Origin of the sequence: Caproiciproducens galactitolivorans, assembly GCF_004768785.1 — a bacterium.
GTDB classification, from domain to species: Bacteria; Bacillota; Clostridia; order Oscillospirales; family Acutalibacteraceae; genus Caproiciproducens; species Caproiciproducens galactitolivorans.
In genome coordinates this window covers 120,886-144,342 of record NZ_SRMQ01000002.1, presented here as the reverse complement: position 1 = coordinate 144,342, position 23,457 = coordinate 120,886, and the positions used below count along the sequence as shown (strand labels likewise).

Sequence of the window (23,457 nt, the reverse complement as noted above, 5' to 3'; positions counted from 1 at the left end):
ATATAGAAGTTATCGCATATGGATTTTAACTACGACCAAAGGATGGGAAAGAATATCCGCGAAATAAGAAAAAAGAAAGGCTGGACGCAGGAAAGCGCCGACGCGATATGCGCCGGCGCTTTCTTCTACAAATTTACAAATTTATAAAATTTTATCCAACATATTGTAATACGCAAGCGTCCCCGCGCCCACAATCGTGCCGTCGGGGCCCAAATCCGAGACCAGCACCAGGGGATCCGGCCGGTAATCCTCAGCCGGATGTCGGTACCGCTCTTCGATCAAATTCCGAAACACTTCGTGCTCCTCAATCAGCCGCCCGCAAAGGATAATAATATCTGGCGAATAGGTGCTCGCAAGAATACTGATTGTAATCGACAGATATTCCATTACGCGGCCAATCAGTTCCTCCGCCCACGGCTTCTTCTCGCTGTAGGCCCGGAATACGCCTTCCAACGTAATATCTTCCTGTACCATACGGGCTTCCCGAAGGATAGCCCAGTCCGCCATATAGGTTTGCAGGCAGCCGCGTTTCCCGCATTCGCACATATTGCCGTACGGGTTAATACAAATATGCCCGATTTCCCCCGCCATGTTGCGTTTCCCACGGTACAGCTTATGGTTTATCAGAATGGAAGATCCGATTCCGGAGCCCATCGTGAGAACAACGCTGCTCCGATAGCTCTTGGCAAGACCGAACATGTCCTCGGCCATGCCATGCGCCTTGACTTCATTGTCAATAAAAACATCGTTTATTCCGGTATATTTCCGCAGGAGCTCCACCGCGGGGACGTCTTTCCATTTCATCTGGGAGGAAAACCGGATTACGCCGTCGTCGATCAATCCCGGACAGGCAACGCCAACCGCGGGAATAACAGGAAGCTCCGGATTTTCGGAAAGAATCTGCTTTATAAGCTTACTGACTTTTTTCAGCACGGTTTCAGCGGATTCTCCGCTGCAATTAAATTTATATTCCAGTTTCCGCAACACACTACCATACAGATTGATGACACCCGCATAAATTCCATCGCGGTCGATTTCCACGCCGACACTCAGAAAACGATCGGAAGCCACATGAAGAAGCTTAGGCCTTCTGCCGACGGTTGAGGTTGTATCGCCGCTTTCTTCTTCAACAACAATTCCAATACCAACCAGTTCATCAACAATACGTCCCACCGTCATCAGACTCATATGCGTCATGTTCGCGATCTGTACGCGCGATATGGAGCCTTTCTTATGAATCGCCGAAAAGACAAGTTTCCGGTTCGATTTTCTCATAAGAAATTTATCTAGCCGGGCTCCTGAATTGTCCACTTGCAGCAACTCCTTTAATCCGATTTTCAGCTGCGGCGGCCCGCCCCTTCAAGCATATCATACAGAGTGGTTACGCCCGCGCCGGTTGCGCCGACCGCCTGATGCTCAAAGACCGGTTTATCCACCCATGCCGTGCCGGCAATATCAATATGAATCCACGGCAGGCCTTCCGCGAAGGCTTTAATAAACAAGCCGGCGGTGATAGTGCCACAGTAATCCTCGCCCAAATTCTTAATATCCGCAATTGTGCTTTTAAGAAGGTCCTCATATTCCGGGAAAATCGGAAGCCTCCAGTACTGCTCCCCGGAAACTTTAGCGGCGGCGGAAAGCTCGTCCCACCATTCGTCGCTGTTCGTCAATACGCCCGCTGTAGAAAAGCCCAGGGCACCAACGACTGCGCCGGTTAGCGTCGCAATATCCAGAACCCTTGTCGCCCCTTCCTTGCGGATGGCATAGGTGACCGCGTCGGAAAGGATCAGCCTGCCTTCGCAGTCCGTATTGCGGATTTCAATCATTTTGGCAGACATTGAGCGGATCACGTCCCCAGGGACAAAGCTCCGGCTGGATATGCGGTTTTCGCAGGCGGGAATGACCGCCACCACATTCGTTTTCACTTTGTTTGCGGCAAGGGCAAAAACCGCACCCGCAACCGCCGCGCCGCCGGCCATGTCGCCCTTGATGCCCAGCATGGAGCCCGAGCTTTTCAGGCAGTAGCCGCCCGTGTCAACGGTAACGCCTTTCCCAACCAGCGCGGTTTTCTGTTTCGAATCCGGGTCCGCAAGGTAGCGCAGGACAATCAGCTTCGGCGGGTTTCCGCTGCTGTTGCCGACCGCCAAAAATGCACCCATACCAAGGGCTTCCGCCTGCTTTGCATCCAGGATTTCCGCCTGTACGCCATGCTTTTCCGCCTCGCGCGCCATGTTTTCCGCCATAAGCTCCGGTGTAAGCAGGTTTCCGGGCATGTTCACCAGTTCCCTGGCGTAAAGGACGCTGTCCGCAAGGTTTGTGGCTTTTTTCAGGGCTTGCTCCGCCTTTTCGGTTTTTTCCACTCCCTTCAGGACATAAAGCCCAGTTTCCTCCCTGCGGTTGGAACGGAACGGGTTGTATTCATATAATCCCAGCTTAATGCCCAAAACGGCGCAGCGCACGCTTTGCAGCCCGAATTTTTCCATTACGGGCGAAAGATCCACCTGCGCTTCGCGCTGATTGTACTTCTTCATCTCCCGCACGCCCTTGGAAACGGCGTCCATCAGCTTGCGGGGGGTAAGCTCTTCCTTCTTTCCCAGCCCAATATAAACCGTAAGACCCGCATTGCAGATCTGTGGGAAGCTGGACAGGAACTCACCCTTGAACACCTGTTTTATGTCGGGAAAATCCGAATCCTCATAAACAAAGGTAATCCGCGACTGGCAGGTACCTTCGTATTGTATATTCATCATGACAGCCTCACATTCGTTATAATGCCGACCCTCAGACATAGGGGCAGGCGACAAAATGGTCTTTCGATACCTCGCGCAGGGCGGGTTTTTCCACCTTGCACTGTTCGGTGCAGTTGGGGCACCGTGTATGGAACATGCAGCCGGATGGCGGGTATACCGGGCTTGGCAGGTCACCTTTCAATATAATCCGGTTGCGTTTATGCGTCGGGTCGGGAATCGGTACCGCAGAAAGGAGCGCCTTAGTGTAGGGGTGCAACGGATTGCTGTATAGCTCCTCTTTGGGCGCGGATTCCACCAGTTTTCCCAGGTACATAACGCCGATTTTATCCGCGATCATTTCCACAACGCTCAGATCATGGGAAATAAAAAGATAAGTAAGCTCATATTTTTGCTGCAATTCCTTCAGAAGGTTCAGAACCTGCGCCTGAATGGAAACATCCAGCGCGGAAACCGGTTCGTCAGCCACAATCAGCTTCGGGCGCACGGACAAAGCTCGCGCAATGCCGATGCGCTGGCGCTGCCCGCCGGAGAACTCGTGCGGATACCGATCCGCGTGCTCGGTGCGCAGCCCGACAACCTCCAGAAGCTCATAAACGACCTTGCGTCTTTCCTCGGCGCTGAGGTTTGTATGGATTTTCAGCGGCTCTGCCACCAGATCCTCAATTTTAATACGCGGATTCAGCGAGCCGTAAGGATCCTGGAACACCATCTGCATGTTGCTCCTTAAAGGACGCATCTGATTAACGGTATAATTGGTAATATCGGTGCCGTCAAAAATCACCTGACCCGCATCCGGGTGAAGCAGGCGCGTAACAAGGCGTCCCGTTGTAGACTTTCCGCAACCGGATTCCCCGACCAGCGCAAAGGTTTCTTTCGGATGGATGGTAAACGACACGTCCGTAACGGCGTGCACATATCTTTTGGGAGAAAGCAGGCCCTTTGAGGAAACAAAGGTTTTTACCAGATCTTTCACCACTACCAGAGGTTCGCTCATGCTTTTCCCTCCTCTTTCATTTGCTGCTCAACCAGCCAGCAGCGGCATTTGCAGCCTGGCTTTTCCATATCGACCAACTTCGGCTCTTCCTTCGTGCAGATATCCATTGCATATTTGCAGCGCGGCGCAAATTTGCAGCCGGCGGGCATATTGGCAAGGTCGGGGACGGTGCCGGGAATCGACGGCAGCATGTCGACATGCTGTCCAAGCCTTGGAAGGGAAGCCAGAAGCCCCTGTGTGTATGGGTTACGGGGATGGGCAAACAGCGTTTCCACATCCGCCTGTTCCACAATTCTTCCCGCGTACATTACAATGACGCGCGAACACATTTCGGCAACAACACCCAGATCATGGGTGATCAAAAGGATACTCATTCCATTTTTCTGATTCAATTCCCGCATCAAGTCGAGAATCTGCGCTTGAATGGTAACATCCAGCGCCGTGGTCGGTTCATCTGCAATCAGCAGTTCGGGGTAGCAGGACATCGCCATGGCGATCATAACGCGCTGGCTCATGCCGCCGGAAAGCTGGTGCGGATAGGAATTCATAACCTGCTGCACATCGGGGATTCCCACCTGGGTAAGCATTTTCTCCGTGTGCTTCAGCGCCTGTGCCTGATCCATATCCAGATGGAGGCGGATCGCTTCTACAATCTGCTCCTTCACGCGCATAACCGGGTTTAACGAGGTCATCGGCTCCTGGAAAATCATCGCCATCTGTTTGCCCTGGAACGCATGCATTTCCTTATCGGACAATTCCAGCAGATTTTTTCCGCCGAGCAAGACGGTTCCGTTGGTAATCTCGCCGGGGGTATCCCGCAGCAGACGCATGATAGAAAGGGAGGTAACCGATTTTCCGCAACCGGATTCCCCCACCAGTCCGACGATTTCCCCTTTGTCTATATGAAAGGATACATCGTCGATGGCGGTCACTTTCCCCTTGCGCTTTTTAAATTCCGTACGCAAATGATTTACTTCTAATAACACTTCTGCCATACTCACACCTACCTACTGGATTTTGGGATCAAGCGTATCCCGCAGGCCGTCTCCCAAAAGGTTAAAGGCCAGAACCGTCAAAAAGATGATTCCGCCGGAAAAATATACGATGTGCGGAGCAACGCCAAGATAATTCCGTCCCGTGGAGAGCATGGCGCCCCAGTCCGGCTCCGTCGGCTTTGCGCCGAAGCCCAGAAAGCTCAAGGATGCCGCAGCAAGAATCGCGGTGCCGATACGCATGGTAAAGTTCACAATAATACTTGCGACGGTTCCGGGGAAAATATGCTTCCACATAATGCTCCTGTTCGTGGCTCCGATGGAACGCGCCGCCTCCACATAAAGCGACTGCTTTACCGTAAGGGTTGAGCTTCGCATGATTCTTGCAAAGGATGGGATGCTGAATACTGCCACGGCAATGATTACGTTGGAAAGCCCCGGCCCGATCACCGCAACAATGGCGATTGCCAGAAGGATGTCCGGGAAGGCAAGAAGAACGTCCGCGGTACGCATGATCAGACTGTCGAGCCATCCGCCGTAATACCCGGCGAGGATGCCTAAAACAGCGCCCAGCCCCGCGCCGAGGGTTACCGAGCTAAGGGAAACCGAGAGGGAAAGCCGGCTACCTGCGAGCAGTCTGCTTAAAATGTCCCTACCGTATTCATCGGTGCCGAACAGATGCTTGGCATTGGGAGGGGAAAGAATTGCGTCGTAATCCGGCGTGGCCGGGTCAAAGGGCTGCAGTACCGGCGCAAGGAATGCGATGATAACCAGCAAAATGATAAAACAAGCGGCAACAACAGCCGTTTTTCTGCCCAGAAATTTTATAAAAAAAGCTTTTACGCGGCTTTGCCTTGGAGCGAGCGCCTGTTCCTCCTGAGGTACGGTTAAAGCTCCTTTTTCTTCAGACATTTGGGAATCCTCCTTAACTTTCATAACGTATCTTCGGATTTAAGACGCCATAAAGCAAGTCGACAATCAGATTGATGACGACAAACTGCAAAGAAAACAGCAGCAGCTCCGCCTCAATAACAGGATAGTCACGGAACTTAATGGAATCGACAAGCAGTCTGCCCATTCCTGGAATGGTGAATACCGTTTCCACCAGAATGGAACCGGCAAGCAGCCCGCCAATCTGCAGTCCGGCAACCGTGACAACCTCAATCAGGGAATTGCGAAAGGCATGCTTTAAAACCACCATGGATTCCTTTTGCCCTTTTGCGCGCGCGGTTCGCACGTAATCCTCCTTCATGTTTTCCAGCATGGAAGAACGCGAAAAGCGCGCCATGATCGCCATAACACCGATTCCAAGGCTGAAGGACGGCAGGATATAGCTTTGCATGTTGTCCAGCCCCCCTGTAGGCAGCCATCCCAGTTGTACGGAGAAAATCTGAATGAGAACCAAACCAAGCCAAAAAACCGGTATGGAAATGCCGGAAATGGCAATCAGCATTCCTATGTAGTCCTCCCACTTTCCCCGCATAACCGCCGAGAGCACGCCTAAAAGCACCCCGATAATCAGGGACCACACTAGTGCGCACCCCGCCAAGGTTAAGGTCGGCAGAAAGCGCGGACCGATCATTTCGGCCACAGTCTGTCCGGTTGTGGTGGAAGTTCCAAGGTCACCGTGAAACATCCGGTCAAGATACATAAGATATTGCTTCATCAGGGGCTGATCCAGTCCCAGAGCCTGACGCGTACGGTTAATTTCCTCCAAGGTAGCGTCCTTGCCCGCCATGATCCGGGCCGGATCGCCGGGAATCATGTGTACGAACATAAAGATAATGAAGGAAATCACCAGCATCAGGGGGATGGTCCCCAATACTCTTTTCAAAAAATAACGACCCAATTGACGACCTCCAGTCAATGATTCTTAAAAAGGGTTCGGTAACCCTTCAGTTACCAAACCCTTTCCAAATGCAAAAATTAGTGGGCGAGCGTTGCCTGTGCGCAGTTAATTGAACCGTCCGCCATCATGTAAACATTGCTTACATAATTTTTGATACCGTACTGTACGACCCGCTGGCCGAGGAACAGCCACGGAGCGTCATTCCAGATGGTCTTCTGCGCTTCCGCATAGATGGACGCCAGTTTTTCCGGTGAAGTTTCGGAAAGGCCCTGATCTAACAGTTTGTCAACGGTCGGATTGTTGTAATAAGCCGTATTGGCGTTTGCCGGAGGAATCATCTTGCTGTAGAACAGTCCGCGCATTGCGCCGTCCGCATCGCCGCTGGACGGGGACCAGTTTACAAACCACATGTCGATCTTGGATTCCGCCGCGTTTTGCGCTTCATTGATTTTCGCATTCAATGTGGCGCCCTCCATTGGTACAACCTCTGCAGTAATACCGATCTGTGCGAGCTGCTGGTTAATAAACTGCATACCCTTTACAGAGTCAGAGGTGTTATCCGCCCAAATGGTCGTTTTGAATCCGTCCGGATACCCCGCCTCTTTCAAAAGGTCCTTGGCTTTCTGGATATTGAACGCATATTCCTCCTGCTTGCTGTAATACTGGGTTGTGGAAGCAATCGGGGAAGTTGCGTGGTCGCCGTAGCCGCCGTAAACCGCTTTGATGAAAGCATCCTTGTCGATTGCGTAGTTCATGGCCTGGCGCACTTTGATATTGTCGAACGGCTTGTGACTCATGTTCAACGTTACATAGTCGACTATGTTGGAAGGCACGGATTCCACTTTAATATCCTTCGTGCCGTCGATCGATTTGATCTGCTCTGGAGGAATCGGGTAAATCATGTCGGCTTCGCCTGTCTGGAGCATGGCGATACGGGAACCCGCTTCCGGAACGACCTTAAAGGTAATAGAATCTACGCCGGGCTTTTCTCCCCAGTAATTTTCGTTGCGGGTTACGATCAGGTGGTCCGCCTGATCCCATTCCTTCAGCTTGAAGGGACCGGTGCCGACCGCTTTGGAATTCAGCGTTACGCCCTCTTTAATCGCCTTGGGGCTGATAATGCCAAAGTTTGTAAGCTTATTGACAAACACGCTGTAGGGCTCTTTCAAGGTAATTTCCACGGTATTGGCGTCCGGGCATTTTACCTCTTTTACCTTTGTAAAATAACGGAATGATTTCAGGTTGTTCTTTTTGTCCATGCAGCGTTCAATGTTTACCTTAACCGCCTCGGAATTGAAGTCCGTGCCGTCCGTAAATTTTACGCCTGTCTGAAGGTGGAAGGTATAAACCAGCCCGTCCTTCGAAACCTCATAGGATTTCGCGAGTTGCGGCACGATGTTCTTCATGTCCTTGTCAAAGGTCAGAAGATTTTCATACATGGTGCGGTTTGCGGAAATAGACATCGTCGATGTCAGATTGTGCGGATCAAGGGTCAGTACGGATTCGGACATAGCAATTACAAGATCGTTGTCCTTGGATTTTGCTTCTGTGCTTGTCCCGGTGCTCTGTACCTGGGGTCCGGAAGACGTTGAGCCCGATCCGCACGCCGAGAACAACATTGCAGCAACCAAAGCCAGCGAAACGATCGCAACTGCCTTTTTTCGAATTTTCATAATTCCACTCCTTTTGTTCGTATTTACATTATTATTTGTATTGCCTGGTTTTTGAGTAACCGGACAATGCTAACAAGAATAACTGCCAAAAAGGAAATAAGAAATTTATGCAGAAACCGGGCGCAGAGGCGGTCAATGCTAACATCATGTTATCATATAAAAACAAAAAGCAACATTACACCCACTATTTTTCGACATTTTCCGCAGTATTTTAAAAATCAAGACGGAAATCATTTTTTATTGCCCGCTGTTTATAAACTCAGTTTATTAACTCGAGTTTATAATATCAAAAGAAATGTCCGAAGTCAACAGAAAACGCAAAAAACGAGGCGTTTATTCATATATTTTTATCAAACAAGCGTCAGTTCAACTACTGTGTCCCGTTCATCTGGCAAACGGTTGGCGTGCAGATTCAAAAAAGCGTCCGTACGATTGTCCGGCTGGTTCCACGGAAGACGGATATCCGCTTCGGACAAGTCGTGCAAATACCGCGCGGAACGGATTTTCCCGGACATTCCTTCAAGAAAAACCGGCCCGATTCCCCTTTCGAAGATATGCGCATACAATTTTTTCCCGTTCTGGGTAAAGCGTCCCCACTCCGGCTTTTCAAAATCGGCGGCGCAGCAGCCGTAAATACTGTCTCCGTTTTTGCGCATCCACTGCCCCACCTCGCGCAGAATCCGCACGGATTCTTCCGGAATCTCCCCTCGCGCGTCGGGGCCGACGTTCACAATCAGGTTCCCGTTCTTGCTCACGCATTCCACCAGCGCGCGGATCACGTCTTTCGGCTGCTTGTAACCCCTATCGGCAAAACAGTAGCCCCAGTTATTATTTAAGGTAATACAGGCCTCCCACGGAAGCGCTTCGCCGTTTGCATCCAGCATCCCGTGTTTCGGGAGGTACTGCTCCGGGGAAACAAAGTCGCCGTACTGGAGGGTAGGGAAGATCGAGCCGGTGTGCCCGCCCAGACGGTCGTTCAAAACGATATCGGGCTGCAGCTCGCGAACCATCTTTACCAGCTTCCCCGCCTCCCACTTTTCGCCGGACATATCGTTTACAGAGTCCTGATATGAAAAATCAAACCACAGCAGATCAATCTTTCCGTAATTCGTCAGCAGCTCCCGCACCTGTTCATGAAAATAGCGGACGTAATTCTGAAAGTTCTGCGGCTTGTCCCGGTACGCTTCGTTGTCGCGCATGGGATGCTGCTTGTCGTGGTAAACAGGATAATCCGGATGGTGCCAGTCCAGAAGGGAGTAGTACAAACCGACCTTGATCCCCTCCGCGCGACACGCCTCGACAAATTCCCGAACCAGATCACGCCCGCCCTTCGTGTGTACCGAGCTGAAATCCGTCAGTTTGGAATCGAACAGGCAGAAGCCGTCGTGGTGCTTTGCGGTCAGCACCGCGTATTTCATGCCCGCTTCCTTCGCCAGCTTCGCCCATTCCCTGGGATTACAATCCGTGCTGTCAAACGCGTCATAATACTTCCGATAGGTTTCCGCATCCATGCGTTCATAGCTTTGCACCCATTCGCCGCGGGCGGGAATCGCGTATAGCCCCCAGTGGATGAACATACCGAACCGGTCGTTCAGAAACGCTTTTACTCTTTCTTCCATTTACAAATCCTCCTTTTCCTAAAGCATAGCAGAATACCCGGAAAAATCAATCGATTTCCAGCAGATCGCGGAGATGGCATTTTCCGCCGCAAAGCAAAAGCCGGGGAAGCCAACCCTTTCGGGCTGGCCGCTCCGGCTTTTTACGGAATGTTTTGCAGCATTCCTTTAAAAGAGCGGATTTTGAAACTCCACATATTTTAAATGGGATTTTGCCTCCTGGACTTCTTCCATCCGAGGGATGGAGGGTGCTGCACCGGGCTTTGAAACCGCGAGAGAAGATGCGACGGAAGCCTTACGCAGGCAATCCGGAACCGGCTCGCCCGCCGCGTAGCAGGCCAAAAAGTATCCGGTAAACGTATCGCCCGCCGCCGTTGTGTCGACTACCTTTATATCATAGATTCCATGCGTAAAGGTATTGTTTTTATCCCGATAGACAACGCCGTTATGCCCAAGGGTCAAAACAAAAGCGGAATCCGGATACTGTTCGAGCAGAGAATCCAGAATCTCATCCGTTTTTTCCTTCCCCGACAGCTCCCTGCCTTCTATTTCATTAATAAAAAAGAGGGATACCAACTCAAAAGGGAAGGTGTCCAACAGTTTTTCGCTGATCGGAGATGGATTGATCGCAATTTTAATCTTCTTCTGCGCACATTTCCGCGCTATGTAATCGATGCAACTGGTCTCATTCTGCATTAAAACCAGATCGCCTTCCCCGAAATGTTCCAGAACCCTGTCGGCGTATTCCTCTGTGATTTCATGGTTCGAACCGCCGTAAATAATAATATTGTTTTGCCCGGACGGGACAACCTGAATCAAAGCATGGCCGTTTACTCCGTCTGTCATTTCAATATAATCCGTATGCACGCCGTTGTCAGAAAGAATTTGTTTCAGGTTTTCGCCGTCGACGCCGATTTTCCCCGCGTGATAAACATTTGCACCGGCCTTTGCAAGGGCAATGGATTGGTTCAATCCCTTTCCGCCGCTGAAATAGTCCAGGCGCTCGGCGGAAATGGTTTCCCCCGGCCTGACGAAATGGTCGACATGATAAACGTGGTCTATATTTAAAGAACCAAAATTCAGTATACTCATGCTTACTCCTTCTTTATATTTGCTTCTTTTCCGTAAATTTTAGCGCGCTTCCGCGAACCTTCAGCGCCGGTTTGAAAATCTTCGTATCCCCAGCATCCGTGCAAGGATTCTTTTTCCCCTCCAAAACACTCATCATTTTCTTTACCGCGTATTTCCCTATTTCCTGAACGGGCTGCGCAATGGTTGAAAGCGGCGGCTCCAAGAACTCGTCGATAAAAATGTCGTCAAAGCCGACGATCGACAGATCCTGCGGAATAGACAGGTGATACCGGCGGCATTCCCGGTAAACGCCGATCGCCATCATATCGTTCAGTGAAAAAACCGCCGTCGCGTTTTGCCCAAGAATATACGGAAGCGCCCGGCTCCCGCTGTCAACGCTAAAATCCCCTTCGATCACTAGTGACCGGTCAAACGGGAGGCCCGCGTCCCCCAGAGCCGATTTATACCCTTCCAAACGTTCGATACTGATGCGAAGGTTTTTCGGCCCGGTAATACAGGCGATTTTCTTGTGCCCAAGGTTGATCAGATAACTTGTCGCAAGGAAACCGCCAAGCTTCTGGTCAAGCAGGACAGACATAAACCGCGGATCATCCAGCGTGCGGTCCACCATCATAATAGGGACATTGTTTGTTTCTCCAATTTCATACAGTCGTTTTACGTCTGTTTCACTATAATTCGATGAAACGGTCATTATAACCGCATCAACGCTGCGGTCAACAAACAAATTCAAGTATTCGAATTCATGCTCCAGCGTACCGTTCGTATTGCCGTAAAGCACATTATAACCATATTTATGGCACTGTTCTTCAATGACCTTTGCCAGCTCCGAAAAATACAGGTTACTGATATCCGGTAAAATCAACCCGATCGTATGCGTCTTTTTGGTTACCATACTAACGGCTATATGATTGGGCCTGTAATTTAATTCTTTTGCTGCTTTCAGTACAAGCTTTCGCGTTGCTTCCGGAATGCGGTTTGGCTTATTATTCAAAACTAAAGACACGGTTGTCGTAGATAAACCTACTGCTTTTGCAACATCTTTCACCGTAGTACGCAAAGCAGGCCCTCCTCTTTAGCATTTTGAAATTGATAAAACATTTTACTGAAATTCAGTATAACATAAATCAATCGAAAATCAAGCAAAATATTATATTCTATCCAATAATAGATTAAAATGTGCAAATAATTTTGATAAATATATTGACATTTCGACTGATTCAGCCTAATATATTGATATTCGAGTCATTGCTTTTGCTAGTTTAGTAAAACATTTTACCAACCCATAAAGTCCGTCCTGCATAACTATTTTGCGGGGAAATCATCGCTATTTCATTCAAGAATGGAGTGCTACGGAAATGGCAGAAAATGTTGCAGACAATGTTTTAGTCATGGAAAACATCACAAAGGTTTACCCAAACGGATTTGTTGCCAATAAAAACGTGAACTTTTCCGTTCGTAAAGGGGAAATCCACGCCCTGGTCGGCGAAAACGGAGCCGGAAAAAGCACGCTGATGAAAGTCCTTTTCGGCATTGAAACCCCCGATTCCGGCAGAATCCTTCTGAACGGAAAGGAAGTTCAGATTCACAATCCGTCCAGCGCGATCAAATATGGAATCGGAATGGTTCATCAGCATTTTATGCTGGCCCCCTCCCTCACCGTTGCTGAAAATATGGTAATGGGAATTGAACCGAAAAACATGTTCCTTTTCGATTTTGCCAAAGCCGTGCAAATGACAGAGGATGTTGCGAAAAAATACAACTTTGACATTGACCCCAAAGCGCACGTGAAAGACCTTCCTGTCGGGCAGAAACAAAAGGTTGAAATTTTAAAGGCACTTATGCGCGGAGCCCAAATCCTGATTTTAGACGAACCTACCGCCGTATTAACCCCACAGGAAACAACGGAACTGTTCGTACAGTTGAAAGAACTGAAAAAGCAGGGCCATACCATTATTTTCATCTCCCACAAATTAAGGGAAATAAAGGAAATCTGCGACAGAATCACCATTTTAAGGGACGGGCGCTCGGTTGGCGAGGCAGATGTGAAAGAACTGAGCGAACAGGACATCTCCAACAGCATGGTGGGGCGCAACGTCGTTCTTGATATCCAGAAAACAGAGGCCCATCCGGCAGAAAACATCCTTAGCGTCCGCGAACTGTCCGCCGTTAACAAGTTCGGTAAGACGATTCTGAACAATGTCAGCTTCGACGTGCGCAGAGGCGAGATCTTCGGCATTGCCGGCGTTGAAGGGAACGGGCAGAGCGAGCTTGCTGAAATTCTTACCGGCTTAAGGCCGTATTTTAATGGTAGTGTAAAAATCAAGGGCGTGGAAATTCAGAATCTTTCCATTCGCAAAATCCGGGAGCTGAAAACGTCCCATGTTCCGGAGGACCGTATGACCTTCGGCATCGCGGGCGACGTCAGTATAAAGGAAAATCTGATTTCCGACCGTTTCTATAAAAAGGAATATAACCATAGCGGACTGCAAAAGGCCAAAATGATCAACGAGGAAGCGGACAGGAATATAAAGGAATACCTTGTAAAGTGCGACGGAAGGGAACAGCCAATCCGGATGCTCTCCGGCGGTAACATTCAGAAAGTCGTTGTCGCAAGGGAATTTTCTTCCAATCCGGACTTTATTCTGGTTGATCAGCCGACCAGAGGCATCGACGTTGGCGCCACAGAATTTGTCCGTAAACAGATTGTAAAACTTCGCGACCAGGGTTCTGCCATTGTGCTTATTTCCGCGGACCTGAACGAAGTCATGGAGCTCTCCGACAGCTTGATCGTTATGTATGAAGGAGAGATCGTAGCATATTTCCCCGATACTAAAAACATTACCGAGAAGGAAATGGGAGAATATATGCTGGGCATCAAAAAAATGTCGCCCGAAGAAATAGGAGATGTCATTCATGAAAAATAAGCAATCGTACTCCAGCAAAACAATCGAGAATAGGTTCGAAATTTTCAGAGTCATTGTTGCAATCGGAATTTCGTTACTGGTCGCTTTGCTTTTGATTATGTTTGCAAGTAAACAGCCGCTGAACGCATTGAAATGGTTTTTGGCAGGCCCAATTATGACTATGCGGAATTTCGGCAACGTGCTGGAACTTTTCATCCCGCTTACATTCGGCGGCCTTTCCATCGCAGTAATGTTCCAATGCAACCAATTTAACATGGCGGCGGAAGGCTCCTTCTTTCTTGGCGGTCTGGGCGCCGCAATGATCGCCGTCGGCGTGAAGATGCCTTCGGTTATCCATGCCGTTGTGGCCCTTCTGGCAGGCGCGCTGTTCGGCGTTGTGCTTTGCCTCATCCCCGCCATATTAAAAGTAAAATGGAAAGCAAATGAAGTTGTTTCCTCCCTCATGCTGAACTACATCGCTTTGTTCTTCGGAAGCTATATCCTTCAATACATGCTCATGGACCCGGACGCAGGCTATATCGCCTCCCATTCTTTCCCGAAAAGTGCAAGACTGGCTGTCATCATCCCGAAAACCGGGGTGCACATGGGTATTTTCATAGCAATTGTGATGGTCGTTCTGACCTACCTGTTCCTGTACAGGACAAAATGGGGCTATGCGATCCGTATCACCGGGCAAAATGAAAATTTTGCAAAATACTCCGGCATCGGCGTCGGCAGCACCATCATCCTTTCCCAGATTGCGGGCGGCGCGCTTGCCGGAATGGGTGGCGCGACACAGGTTTTGGGAATGTACACCCGCTTTTCCTGGGTAAGCCTTCCGGGTTATGGATTTGATGGCATCATCATTTCCATTCTAGCGAAAAACAACCCGAAATTTATCCCCCTTGCGGCTTTCTTCCTCGCTTACCTGCGCGTCGGCGCGGACATTATGTCCAGAAGATCCGACGTTGCACCGGAAGTGGTCTCGATCATTCAAGCAATTATCGTTGTATTAATCGCGGGCAAGATGTTCCTGGATACTTACAAGCACAAGATGATTGTTAAGAATTCCCAGAGACAAGTAAAGGAGGAAGCTTAACATGAACGCTGTAATGGCTACAATCTTCTCAGCAAGTTTTCTTTTTTCAGTGATCCGGCTTACAACGCCGATCCTGCTGGCGGCTTTGGCCGCCCTGATTACCGACCGGGCCGGTGTTATGAACATCGGCCTGGAGGGAATCATGCTCTGTTCCGCGCTGGCTGGCGTCGTGGCAAGCGCCGCTTTTCACAGCGCATTTCTCGGCCTTATTTTTGCAATCATCACCGGCGTGGTTTTCGGCCTAATTATGGCTTACAGCGCCCTGAACCTGAAAGCCGACATCATTCTGGTTGGTATTGCAATCAACCTGATGGCATCGGGCGGAACCATCTTTGTGCTGTATTCCATCTGCGGGGACAAAGGAAATTCCACTTCTCTTAAAAGCCTGACCATGCCCTCCATCAATATCCCCGTAATTGGGAATATTCCGGTTTTGGGCAGCATCCTTTCCGGCCATAACCTTTTAACCTATATTGCCTTCCTTTCCGTATTCCTGATCTGGCTTTTGCTTTATAAAACACCTCTTGGGCTGCGCATCCGCGTTGTCGGCGAAAATCCGAACGCCGCGGAAAGCGTCGGCATCAACGTAAGGAAAATCCAGTATATCGTCCTGATCATCAGTGGCGTTCTCGCTTCCATCGGCGGCGCTTACATGTCGATGGGCTATATGGACAAGTTCTCGCGCGACATGGTCGCCGGCAGAGGCTTCATCGCACTAGCTGCGGAGGCGCTCGGAACGGGTACTCCGGTGGGTATCATGGGTTCCTCGCTGATCTTCGGCGCGGCCGACGCCCTTGCAACCAACCTGCAGGTTTTGAATATCCCGGTTCAGTTTGTCCAGATGATCCCTTACGCCTTAACCATTGTCGGATTGATCGTCTATTCCGTAATGAGAAACAGAAAAGAGAAGAAAATCGGTATCTCCAAATAATACACCAGTTGTTTCTTCGATGCTATGCCGTAATTCCCCGCCGCGGATAACAGCGGCCGGGGCGGGGATTCAATACATAATTAAACGCTGATTGAAAAGGAGAGAATAATATGAAGATTGGAAAAAGACTGTTATCCGCACTATTAATCGCAGCAATGTCCTTGACATTCGCCTTGACCGGCTGTTCTTCCCAAGAGGCCAAGAGCGAGGAACCTGCCGGAAGCACTTCACAAAGCGGTTCGGCAGCCTCCGGCAAAAAATTAAACGTCGCTATCCTGTTAAATGGCACTTTGGGCGACAAAGCGTTCTTTGATTCCGCAGCAAACGGCGCAAAAATGATGGAGTCCGAACTGGGCTGCACCACAAAGGTCATTGAAATGACCGCGGACGAAACAAAATGGGTGCCGGCTTTGACCGACGCTTCCGAAAACCCGGACTACGACATCATCATCGTCGGCACATGGCAGATGTCCGAAAAGCTTGCGCAGATTGCCGCGCAGTATCCGGACAAGAAGTACATCATCTTCGACTCCAGCGTTGACTACACGGACGGCAAATGCAGCAACGTTTACTCCATCGAATACAAACAGAACGAATGCTCTTTCCTGGCTGGCGTAGCAGGTGCCCTTACTTCAAAGACCGGTAAGCTCGGCTTTGTCGGCGGCATGGAGAACACCGTTATCAACGACTTTTTGATGGGTTACATCCAGGGCGCGAAAGCCGTAAACCCGAACATCAAGATTTTGATTTCCTATGTCGGTAACTTTACGGATACCGCACACGCAAAAGAGCTGACCTTAGCGCAGATCAACCAGGGTGCCGACGTTATCTTCCAAGTCGCAAGCAACGCAGGCTTGGGTGTTATTGACGGATGCGCGGCAAAGGGCAAATACGTCATCGGTGTTGACAGCGACCAGGCTTTGGCCTTCCAGTCCAGCGACCCGGCAAAAGCACAGTCCATTCTGACCTCCGCCCTGAAGAGAGTTGACATATCCATTACAAAAGCAGTAAAAGAAGCACAGGCCGGCACTCTGAAATACGGCCAAAGCGAAAGCCTCGGCCTTGCGGATGACTGCGTAGGACTTGGAACGTACAACAAGAATGTTACAAAGGACGTTCAGGACAAGGTAGCGGAATACGCAGAAAAAATCAAGAGCGGAAGCATTAAAGTTGACTCTGCATTCGGTAAATCCACCAGCGAAATCGAAGCCGCAAGAAAGTCTGTAAGACCGTAAGCGGAAACATACTTTAAAAGGCAAAGGCGAACAACCTTTGCCTTTTCATTAAAACGAAAAAAATGAAGGTGTTTTCATGAAGAAAAAAAGCATTATCATGGATTGCGACCCCGGACATGATGACGCGATTGCCCTGATTCTCGCTTGTTCCTGCGACAAGCTCGATGTCAAGGCTGTTACCACCGTGGGCGGCAACCAAACTGTTCAGAAAACAACGAACAACGCTTTACGCATTCTGCAATATATCGGCAAAGAGATTCCTGTCGCCGTTGGCGCCGACCAGCCGATGAGCCGGGATTTGATCATCGCGCCCAGTGTTCACGGCGATTCCGGGCTGGATGGCCCTGAACTTCCGCAGCCCACGCGAAAACCTCTTGCGATTCCCGCCGTACAGCTCATGGCGGAGGTTGTTGAAAAAAGCGAGGACAAGGTGACATTGGTCGCCACAGGACCGCTGACAAATATTGCGGTTTTCCTTCTCGCTTATCCGCGTTTAAAAAGCAGAATTGACCGGATCAGCCTAATGGGCGGCGCGGCAATCGGCGGCAACTGGGCTCCGGCAGCGGAATTCAATATTCTGGTTGACCCGGAGGCGGCGGACATCGTTTTCAAGTCCGGCATTCCGATCACCATGGCAGGCTTGGATGTTACGCACAAAGCCCGTTTTTATCCGGAGGACATTCAGGAAATCAAAAACCAGGGCGGCAAGGTCGCCCGCATGGTCGGCGAGCTTCTGGAGTTTTTTATTAAATTCCACAACAGCCTCGGCTGGGATTTCGCGCCCATGCACGACCCTTGCGCGGTAGCGTGGTTGGTTGCTCCGGAAATTTTTGAAAGCAAGCATTTGAATGTAACAATTGACACCTGCGGTGAATTCACGACCGGCTGCACCGTAACGGACTTTATCGGCGTCAGTGGGCGCAAGCCCAACACCGATGTTTTACTGGGTATCCACCGGAAAAAACTGGTGAATATGGTGATTGACGCAGTAAACAAATACGATTGAGAGAAGGTACGAAACGTGGAACAAATTCCGGTTATCATTGATACAGATCCGGGCATTGACGACTTTTTCGCGCTGATGCTTGCAAACAGCTCCGATAAGCTGGATATTAAGGCAATCACGAGCGTTGCCGGCAATCAGAAGGCGGAAATTGTCACAAAGAACGCCCTGGATATCGCCTCTTATTTTCACATGGATTGCGAAGTTGCTAAAGGAGCGGAACGGCCGCTCAATACCCCGCCGCAAACCGCCGGCCATATTCACGGCGAAAACGGGCTTGGAAACCTTGTTTTAAAAACGGAAATGAAAACTCTTTCCCCTGACTATGCATGGGATGTTATTTATAAACACGCCGTTAAGGAAAACGGCAGGCTCGAAATTATTGCCATCGGGCCGCTCACCAATATTGCGATCGCGCTTTTGAAATACCCCGACCTGCACAAATTAATCCACCGAATCGTAATTATGGGAGGCTCCAGCGACATTGGAAACACTTCTCCCTACGGCGAATTCAATGCGGTGGCCGACCCGCTTGCCGCCAAAATTGTATTCCGCTCGGGAACGCCGCTTGTAATGGTCGGCTGGAACGCAACAATGAAGTCCAAGCTAACCCCGGATAACCTTGAAGAGCTAAAGGCAATCGACACGCCGTACACCAAGGACTGCTCCTTCCTGTGGGACTTTGTGCTGAAGGCCTACCGAAGCTCCGACAAAGATTATATCGTCCTCAGCGACGCGCTTGCCGTAGCATACGTGCTCGACCCGTCCGTCATGGAGTGCAAAGACTATTATGTTGCCGTTGAAACCGCCAGCAGCCTGAACATGGGGCGTACTGTTGTTGATTTTGACCATGTCTGCAAAGATAAGCCGCTCAACTGCTCCGTTGGCTTGGAAGTAAACCATGCGGCCTATCTGAATCTGCTCAAGGAAATGATGAAGCATTACAGTACACAATAGAATTGGTTGATAATAAAAGGGAGGAAAAAAAATGAAACGCGCTTATGAATATAACCATGAATTAATTTCCAACGCAGTTCCCGTCGTTTTGAAGGAAGAGGAACAGACATGGGAAAATGCTTTTGATGTTGACGAAGGAAACTGGAACGCGCTCAAGCTCCTCTGGGGGAGCCATGTTCCGGGTTCCTACGCACCGGAAATTGTACTTCTCTCCGGTATCCAGTCCATGTACAACATGGGTTACGACGTAACGGAAGCCGAAAAATTGATTCCGCAGGCTCTGGAGGCAAGGGAAAAGGAGGATAAAGCAACGCTGTACCGCCTTACCTCGCGCGTTTTCCGCCTTTTAAATGAAGCAAAGCCGATCGACGGGCATCCTTACTGGAAAAAATACCGGATTTACGACAATTTCGATAAATATGCTTCCGCTGTAAAATTTTATTATTACCAACCGCACGATGTGAGATCGGACGAATTCGATAAGAAAATTTTTGCGGGCTGGGTTGCCCAGATCATCGGCGCCGCGGTCGGTACCGCGATTGAAGGCTACGACTCCGCTCATATAAAAGAAGCCTTCGGCGAAATTCATGACTATGTTCGCAAGCCGAGCACCTACAATGACGACATTACCTATGAAGTGGCGTTCCTGGAAGCCTTTTCGAAAAAGGGTTATCAAGTCTCCTCTGCCGATATTGCGGAGGAATGGGCGGCTCTGATTCCGTCCGGCTGGTCCGCCGAAGATATCGCGCTAAAAAATATTATGCTCGGGATATATCCGCCGGAAAGCGGATACCGTTCCAATCCGTTCCGCGAGTGGATCGGCGCACAGATGCGCGGCGCAATCTGCGGCATGTGCGCCCCGGCGGATCCGTGCCGCGCGGCGGAGCTGGCCTTCCGCGACGGTGTGGTTTCCCACCATAACAACGGCGTTCTGGGCGAAATTTTCAACGCCGTTATGTGCTCCATGGCCTTCTGCGAAAAAAGCATGAAGGAGATCGTGCGCAAAGCGATCGACATGATTCCAAATGACAGCGAGTACTACGAGGTTGTTCACTCCGCATGGGAGCTGTGCGAGCAGTCGAAGGATTATATGTCCGCATGGAAAGTCTGCGAGAAAAAATACATGGAATATAACTGGATTCACGCGTATCCGAACGCGGCGGCGGAGGTCATCGCCCTGTATTTCTGCAACGACGACTTTGAAACCTGCCTGAATATGATCAGCATGGTCGGACAGGACGTCGACTGCAACGCGGCTCAGATTCTGACGCTCTTCGGTATTTCCAAAGGGCTTGACTGTATTGATAAAAAATGGCTTGACCCGATTCAGGACGATTTGTATTCCTATATTCGCGGCTATGAAAAAACAAAGATAAGCACAATCGCGCGCAAAACGGCAGATAGTGTCCGGAAAGCCCACGGTATAGAAATTTAACACAACTTTACGGCTATAAGAAAAAGCAGAGCATGTTCACTATCGGACATGCTCTGCTTTTTTCGCTTATTATTATAAAAAAAGCTTGACGCCTGCTTACACAGACTCAAGCTCTTTATGATTGTTTAATATGTAAAAGAAATTTTTTAGGCAGCCTTTTTTACGGTTTTTTTCGCGGCCGGTTTTACAGTAGTTTTAACAGCGGCTTTTTTCGCAGCCGGTTTTACAGTAGTTTTAGCAGCAGTCTTTTTTAAGACTGTTTTTGCAGCGTTTTTCTTCACAGCCGCTTTCTTAACGGTCTTTTTCGCAACATTTTTCTTTACAGCAGCCTTTTTAGCAGTTTTTTTCGCGGCTTTCTTTACTGTAGCTTTTTTTGCTGATGGCTTTACGGCAGTTTTCTTTGCTACGTCTTTCTTCACAACTAATTTGTTCGCAGTATCCTTCTTAACTGTTGTGGTGACAGCATTTTTAGCTGTTACAGGTTTGCTATTTGTTGCAGCAAAAGCAGATACAGAACTGATTGACGCCATGATTGCCAGACTTAAAACAATTGATAAAAACTTTTTCATTTTCTAAAACCCCTTTTTTAAATATGAAATCTTTATATGGTTTATCTGGAAATATTCACCTCTTTTATTTTAGATTGATACTCATTATAAACACTCATCTTTGATTTTCAAGTATTATTAACCAGATTTAACCAATAATTAAAAATTGTATTTTTTTGTAAATTAAATTTAAACTAAACTTAACATTCCGACGGATATTTATTCACAAATAAAACATGTTTTCGATTATTCGGCTTTATTAGAAAATAGACAAATTATTATCTTGCGAATCGCTTTCAATCAAGTTCGATATTTGATTCGTTATAATAATAAAAGACAGCTACCTGTTCGGGTAACCGTCTTTTATTATTCTATTTTGCCTATTTTAAAGAAATTTATTTGAGCGCGGCAATACCTCTCTCCCCTGTTCGTATCCGGACTGCGTCTGCAACATCGGAGATAAATATTTTACCGTCGCCGACATCCCCCGTCTGTGCGTTTTCGGTTATTTTATCAACAACCTCTTCTAGTTGGTCGTCCTGTATGATCAGCTCAATCTTGATTTTCTGAATAAAATTGATATCCACTTCGGACCCCCGGACATACTCATTCCAGCCTTTCTGCTTTCCGCAGCCCATAATCTGGCTGACACTCAGCCCATTGAGCTTAAGCGCGTTCAGAACATCCTTAATATCCTCCAGCTTTTCCGGGCGGATAAATGCTTCTACTTTTTTCATCTGCTTCCCTCCCTGCTTCTTAATCCATGCCGTTAAAGGACGGATAGGCGGATTCGCCGTGTTCGACAACATCCATGCCAATGTCTTCGTCCCTTGGTGCTACCCTGAGTTCGCGGACACACAGCTTTGTAATTCCAAGGGAAACAAGGGTACCGGCAGCCGCAATGATAACCGTTACCAGAACGGCTGCTATTTGAACGGCGAAAAGCTTCCATTCGCCAAATAACAGCCCGTTCCAATGTACCGCATCCAGCTTAGGATCCGGATGAAATCCTTGAACCGCAAACAGGCCTGTCGCGATCGAGCCCCAAATCCCGCCGATTCCGTGGCACCCAAATGCGTCCAAGGAATCGTCGTAACCGAATTTAGGCTTTACAACGCTGATGAAAAAATAGCAGATCGGGCTGACCGCCGCCCCGATAAGGATCGAAGCCCAGAGCGGCACAAACCCGGCGCCCGGCGTAATGGACACCAAGCCGACCACCGCGCCGGTAGACGCGCCAAGCAGCGTGGGCTTTCCGTTCTTTCCCTTCTCAATAGCAATCCACGCCAGCATTGCCGCCGCGCTCGCCGTATTGGTTGTAAGAAACGCATGAATTGCAAGGGAGTTGGCCGCGCCGGCGCTTCCGGCATTGAATCCGAACCATCCAAACCACAAAATCGCCGCACCCAGAAAAACAAACGGGATATTGTGCGGATGATAAGACGTCCTTCCGTAATTTTTCCGTTTCCCTAGCACCAAAGACCCCACCAGCGCGCTTACGCCTGAGCTGATATGCACAACCGCTCCGCCCGCAAAATCAATCGCGCCAATTTTTTGCAGAAAGCCACCGCCCCATACCATATGCGCCAATGGGTAATAAACCAGAACGGACCATACCGCCACAAAGACGAACAAAGCGGAAAACCGAACCCTTTCCACAATTCCTCCGGTGATAATCGCAGGGGTAATAATCGCGAACATCATTTGAAAAATCGCGAAGCATACGGTGGTTGGGGCATAAGCTAAGGCAGCCGTACTCTCTGTCATACGCATACCGAACCAGTTCAGGTTCCCGATAAAGCCGCCGGCTCCTCCGCTGAATGAAAGGGAAAAGCCAATCAAGACCCACAGCAGGGAAGCCAGACCCATAATAAAGACGGACGACATCATTGTATTGATCGTATTTTTGCGTTTTACCATTCCACCATAAAAAAATGCCAGACCTGGGGTCATGAACAGTACCATTGCCGAGGAGATAAGCATCCAGGATATATCGCCTGAATTTATCGCAAACATAATATCCACTCCCATTATTTCATTTCTGCATTGGTGATTTTCCCGGATCGCCGGCCAATCGCAGAAAAACCAAAAGGAGCCATGCTCCGCTGCACAATGCAACGGGAACATGGCTCCTTTGCCAAACCGATGCTAAAATTTGAATTTATTATAGCATATATCCTGCATAAAATCAAGTTTTTATCGGTGCATAATGCAGTTTTATGAAATAATTCAATTAACAAGCTGCATTTTTCATGTCTTGTTGTGGAAAATAAACATTTAATTCTTATCTTTATCTCCTCCCGTACCAGATTACCTGCCGTGCGGAAGGGTAGTGGGAATTGCCGTTGCAAGCATAAAAAACGCCCCGTGTGCCTGCGGC

Annotated in this window: 20 protein-coding genes and 1 pseudogene; 8 read left to right on the top strand and 13 right to left on the bottom strand. The window is 49.2% G+C overall.

The window, feature by feature from the left end:
• Window positions 1-18 precede the first annotated feature (18 nt).
• Window positions 19-147: a hypothetical protein gene (locus tag CAGA_RS12895; RefSeq protein ID WP_279221988.1), complete on the top strand. Its 129-nt coding sequence runs from the start codon at window positions 19-21 to the stop codon at window positions 145-147.
• Here the strand turns inward: CAGA_RS12895 and CAGA_RS03215 are convergent.
• The 10 genes and pseudogenes from CAGA_RS03215 to CAGA_RS03170 form a co-directional block, all read right to left on the bottom strand.
• Entirely contained in the window at window positions 142-1,311 is a 1,170-nt protein-coding gene (locus CAGA_RS03215; RefSeq protein ID WP_243112925.1) for an ROK family protein, read from the bottom strand. The genes CAGA_RS12895 and CAGA_RS03215 overlap by 6 nt on opposite strands.
• Window positions 1,312-1,337: 26 nt before the next feature.
• Entirely contained in the window at window positions 1,338-2,750 is a 1,413-nt protein-coding gene (locus CAGA_RS03210; RefSeq protein WP_167875142.1) for a leucyl aminopeptidase, read from the bottom strand.
• Between the two features lie 31 nt (window positions 2,751-2,781).
• Window positions 2,782-3,744, bottom strand: coding sequence for an ABC transporter ATP-binding protein (locus tag CAGA_RS03205; RefSeq protein ID WP_135657659.1), 963 nt, complete (start codon window positions 3,742-3,744; stop codon window positions 2,782-2,784).
• Entirely contained in the window at window positions 3,741-4,739 is a 999-nt protein-coding gene (locus tag CAGA_RS03200; protein ID WP_135657657.1) for an ABC transporter ATP-binding protein, read from the bottom strand. Before CAGA_RS03200 ends, CAGA_RS03205 begins: the two co-directional genes overlap by 4 nt.
• A gap of 12 nt (window positions 4,740-4,751) precedes the next feature.
• Complete coding sequence (locus tag CAGA_RS03195; RefSeq protein ID WP_135657655.1) at window positions 4,752-5,648, bottom strand: ABC transporter permease subunit; 897 nt, start codon at window positions 5,646-5,648, stop codon at window positions 4,752-4,754.
• 13 nt (window positions 5,649-5,661) lie between these two features.
• Window positions 5,662-6,585, bottom strand: a complete 924-nt coding sequence (locus CAGA_RS03190) for an ABC transporter permease (RefSeq protein WP_135657653.1) — start codon at window positions 6,583-6,585, stop codon at window positions 5,662-5,664.
• Between the two features lie 353 nt (window positions 6,586-6,938).
• Window positions 6,939-7,991 (bottom strand): annotated as a pseudogene (locus CAGA_RS03185) (ABC transporter substrate-binding protein); the annotation flags it as partial.
• Window positions 7,992-8,608: 617 nt separating this feature from the next.
• A complete protein-coding gene (locus tag CAGA_RS03180) occupies window positions 8,609-9,877 on the bottom strand; it encodes an alpha-L-fucosidase (protein ID WP_135657649.1) in 1,269 nt (422 codons plus the stop codon).
• Window positions 9,878-10,042: 165 nt separating this feature from the next.
• The gene (locus CAGA_RS03175; RefSeq protein ID WP_135657647.1) at window positions 10,043-10,966 is read right to left on the bottom strand and encodes a ribokinase; all 924 of its coding nucleotides are present in this window, start codon (window positions 10,964-10,966) and stop codon (window positions 10,043-10,045) included.
• A gap of 13 nt (window positions 10,967-10,979) precedes the next feature.
• Window positions 10,980-12,023: a LacI family DNA-binding transcriptional regulator gene (locus CAGA_RS03170; protein ID WP_135657645.1), complete on the bottom strand. Its 1,044-nt coding sequence runs from the start codon at window positions 12,021-12,023 to the stop codon at window positions 10,980-10,982.
• 298 nt (window positions 12,024-12,321) lie between these two features.
• On the opposite strand from CAGA_RS03170, the gene CAGA_RS03165 reads away from it, so the two are divergent.
• The 7 genes from CAGA_RS03165 to CAGA_RS03135 all read left to right on the top strand — a co-directional run bounded on the left by CAGA_RS03165 (window position 12,322) and on the right by CAGA_RS03135 (window position 20,529).
• Complete coding sequence (locus CAGA_RS03165; protein ID WP_135657643.1) at window positions 12,322-13,890, top strand: ABC transporter ATP-binding protein; 1,569 nt, start codon at window positions 12,322-12,324, stop codon at window positions 13,888-13,890.
• Window positions 13,880-14,968, top strand: a complete 1,089-nt coding sequence (locus tag CAGA_RS03160) for an ABC transporter permease (protein ID WP_135657641.1) — start codon at window positions 13,880-13,882, stop codon at window positions 14,966-14,968. The genes CAGA_RS03165 and CAGA_RS03160 overlap by 11 nt, the downstream gene beginning before the upstream one ends.
• A gap of 1 nt (window position 14,969) precedes the next feature.
• Entirely contained in the window at window positions 14,970-15,899 is a 930-nt protein-coding gene (locus tag CAGA_RS03155) for an ABC transporter permease (protein ID WP_135657639.1), read from the top strand.
• A gap of 110 nt (window positions 15,900-16,009) precedes the next feature.
• Window positions 16,010-17,134, top strand: a complete 1,125-nt coding sequence (locus tag CAGA_RS03150) for a BMP family lipoprotein (RefSeq protein ID WP_207669540.1) — start codon at window positions 16,010-16,012, stop codon at window positions 17,132-17,134.
• Between the two features lie 76 nt (window positions 17,135-17,210).
• A complete protein-coding gene (locus CAGA_RS03145; protein ID WP_135657637.1) occupies window positions 17,211-18,140 on the top strand; it encodes a nucleoside hydrolase in 930 nt (309 codons plus the stop codon).
• Window positions 18,141-18,155: 15 nt separating this feature from the next.
• Window positions 18,156-19,094, top strand: coding sequence for a nucleoside hydrolase (locus tag CAGA_RS03140; protein WP_135657635.1), 939 nt, complete (start codon window positions 18,156-18,158; stop codon window positions 19,092-19,094).
• Between the two features lie 31 nt (window positions 19,095-19,125).
• Entirely contained in the window at window positions 19,126-20,529 is a 1,404-nt protein-coding gene (locus CAGA_RS03135) for an ADP-ribosylglycohydrolase family protein (RefSeq protein WP_135657634.1), read from the top strand.
• 146 nt (window positions 20,530-20,675) lie between these two features.
• Here CAGA_RS03135 and CAGA_RS03130 read toward each other — a convergent pair whose 3' ends face one another.
• The 3 genes from CAGA_RS03130 to CAGA_RS03120 all read right to left on the bottom strand — a co-directional run bounded on the left by CAGA_RS03130 (window position 20,676) and on the right by CAGA_RS03120 (window position 23,093).
• On the bottom strand, window positions 20,676-21,098 hold the full coding sequence (locus CAGA_RS03130; RefSeq protein WP_135657632.1) for a histidine biosynthesis protein HisIE: 423 nt from the start codon (window positions 21,096-21,098) through the stop codon (window positions 20,676-20,678).
• A 374-nt stretch (window positions 21,099-21,472) separates the two neighbouring features.
• Window positions 21,473-21,814: a P-II family nitrogen regulator gene (locus CAGA_RS03125; RefSeq protein WP_135657630.1), complete on the bottom strand. Its 342-nt coding sequence runs from the start codon at window positions 21,812-21,814 to the stop codon at window positions 21,473-21,475.
• A 19-nt stretch (window positions 21,815-21,833) separates the two neighbouring features.
• Window positions 21,834-23,093, bottom strand: coding sequence for an ammonium transporter (locus CAGA_RS03120; RefSeq protein ID WP_135657628.1), 1,260 nt, complete (start codon window positions 23,091-23,093; stop codon window positions 21,834-21,836).
• Window positions 23,094-23,457 lie beyond the last annotated feature (364 nt).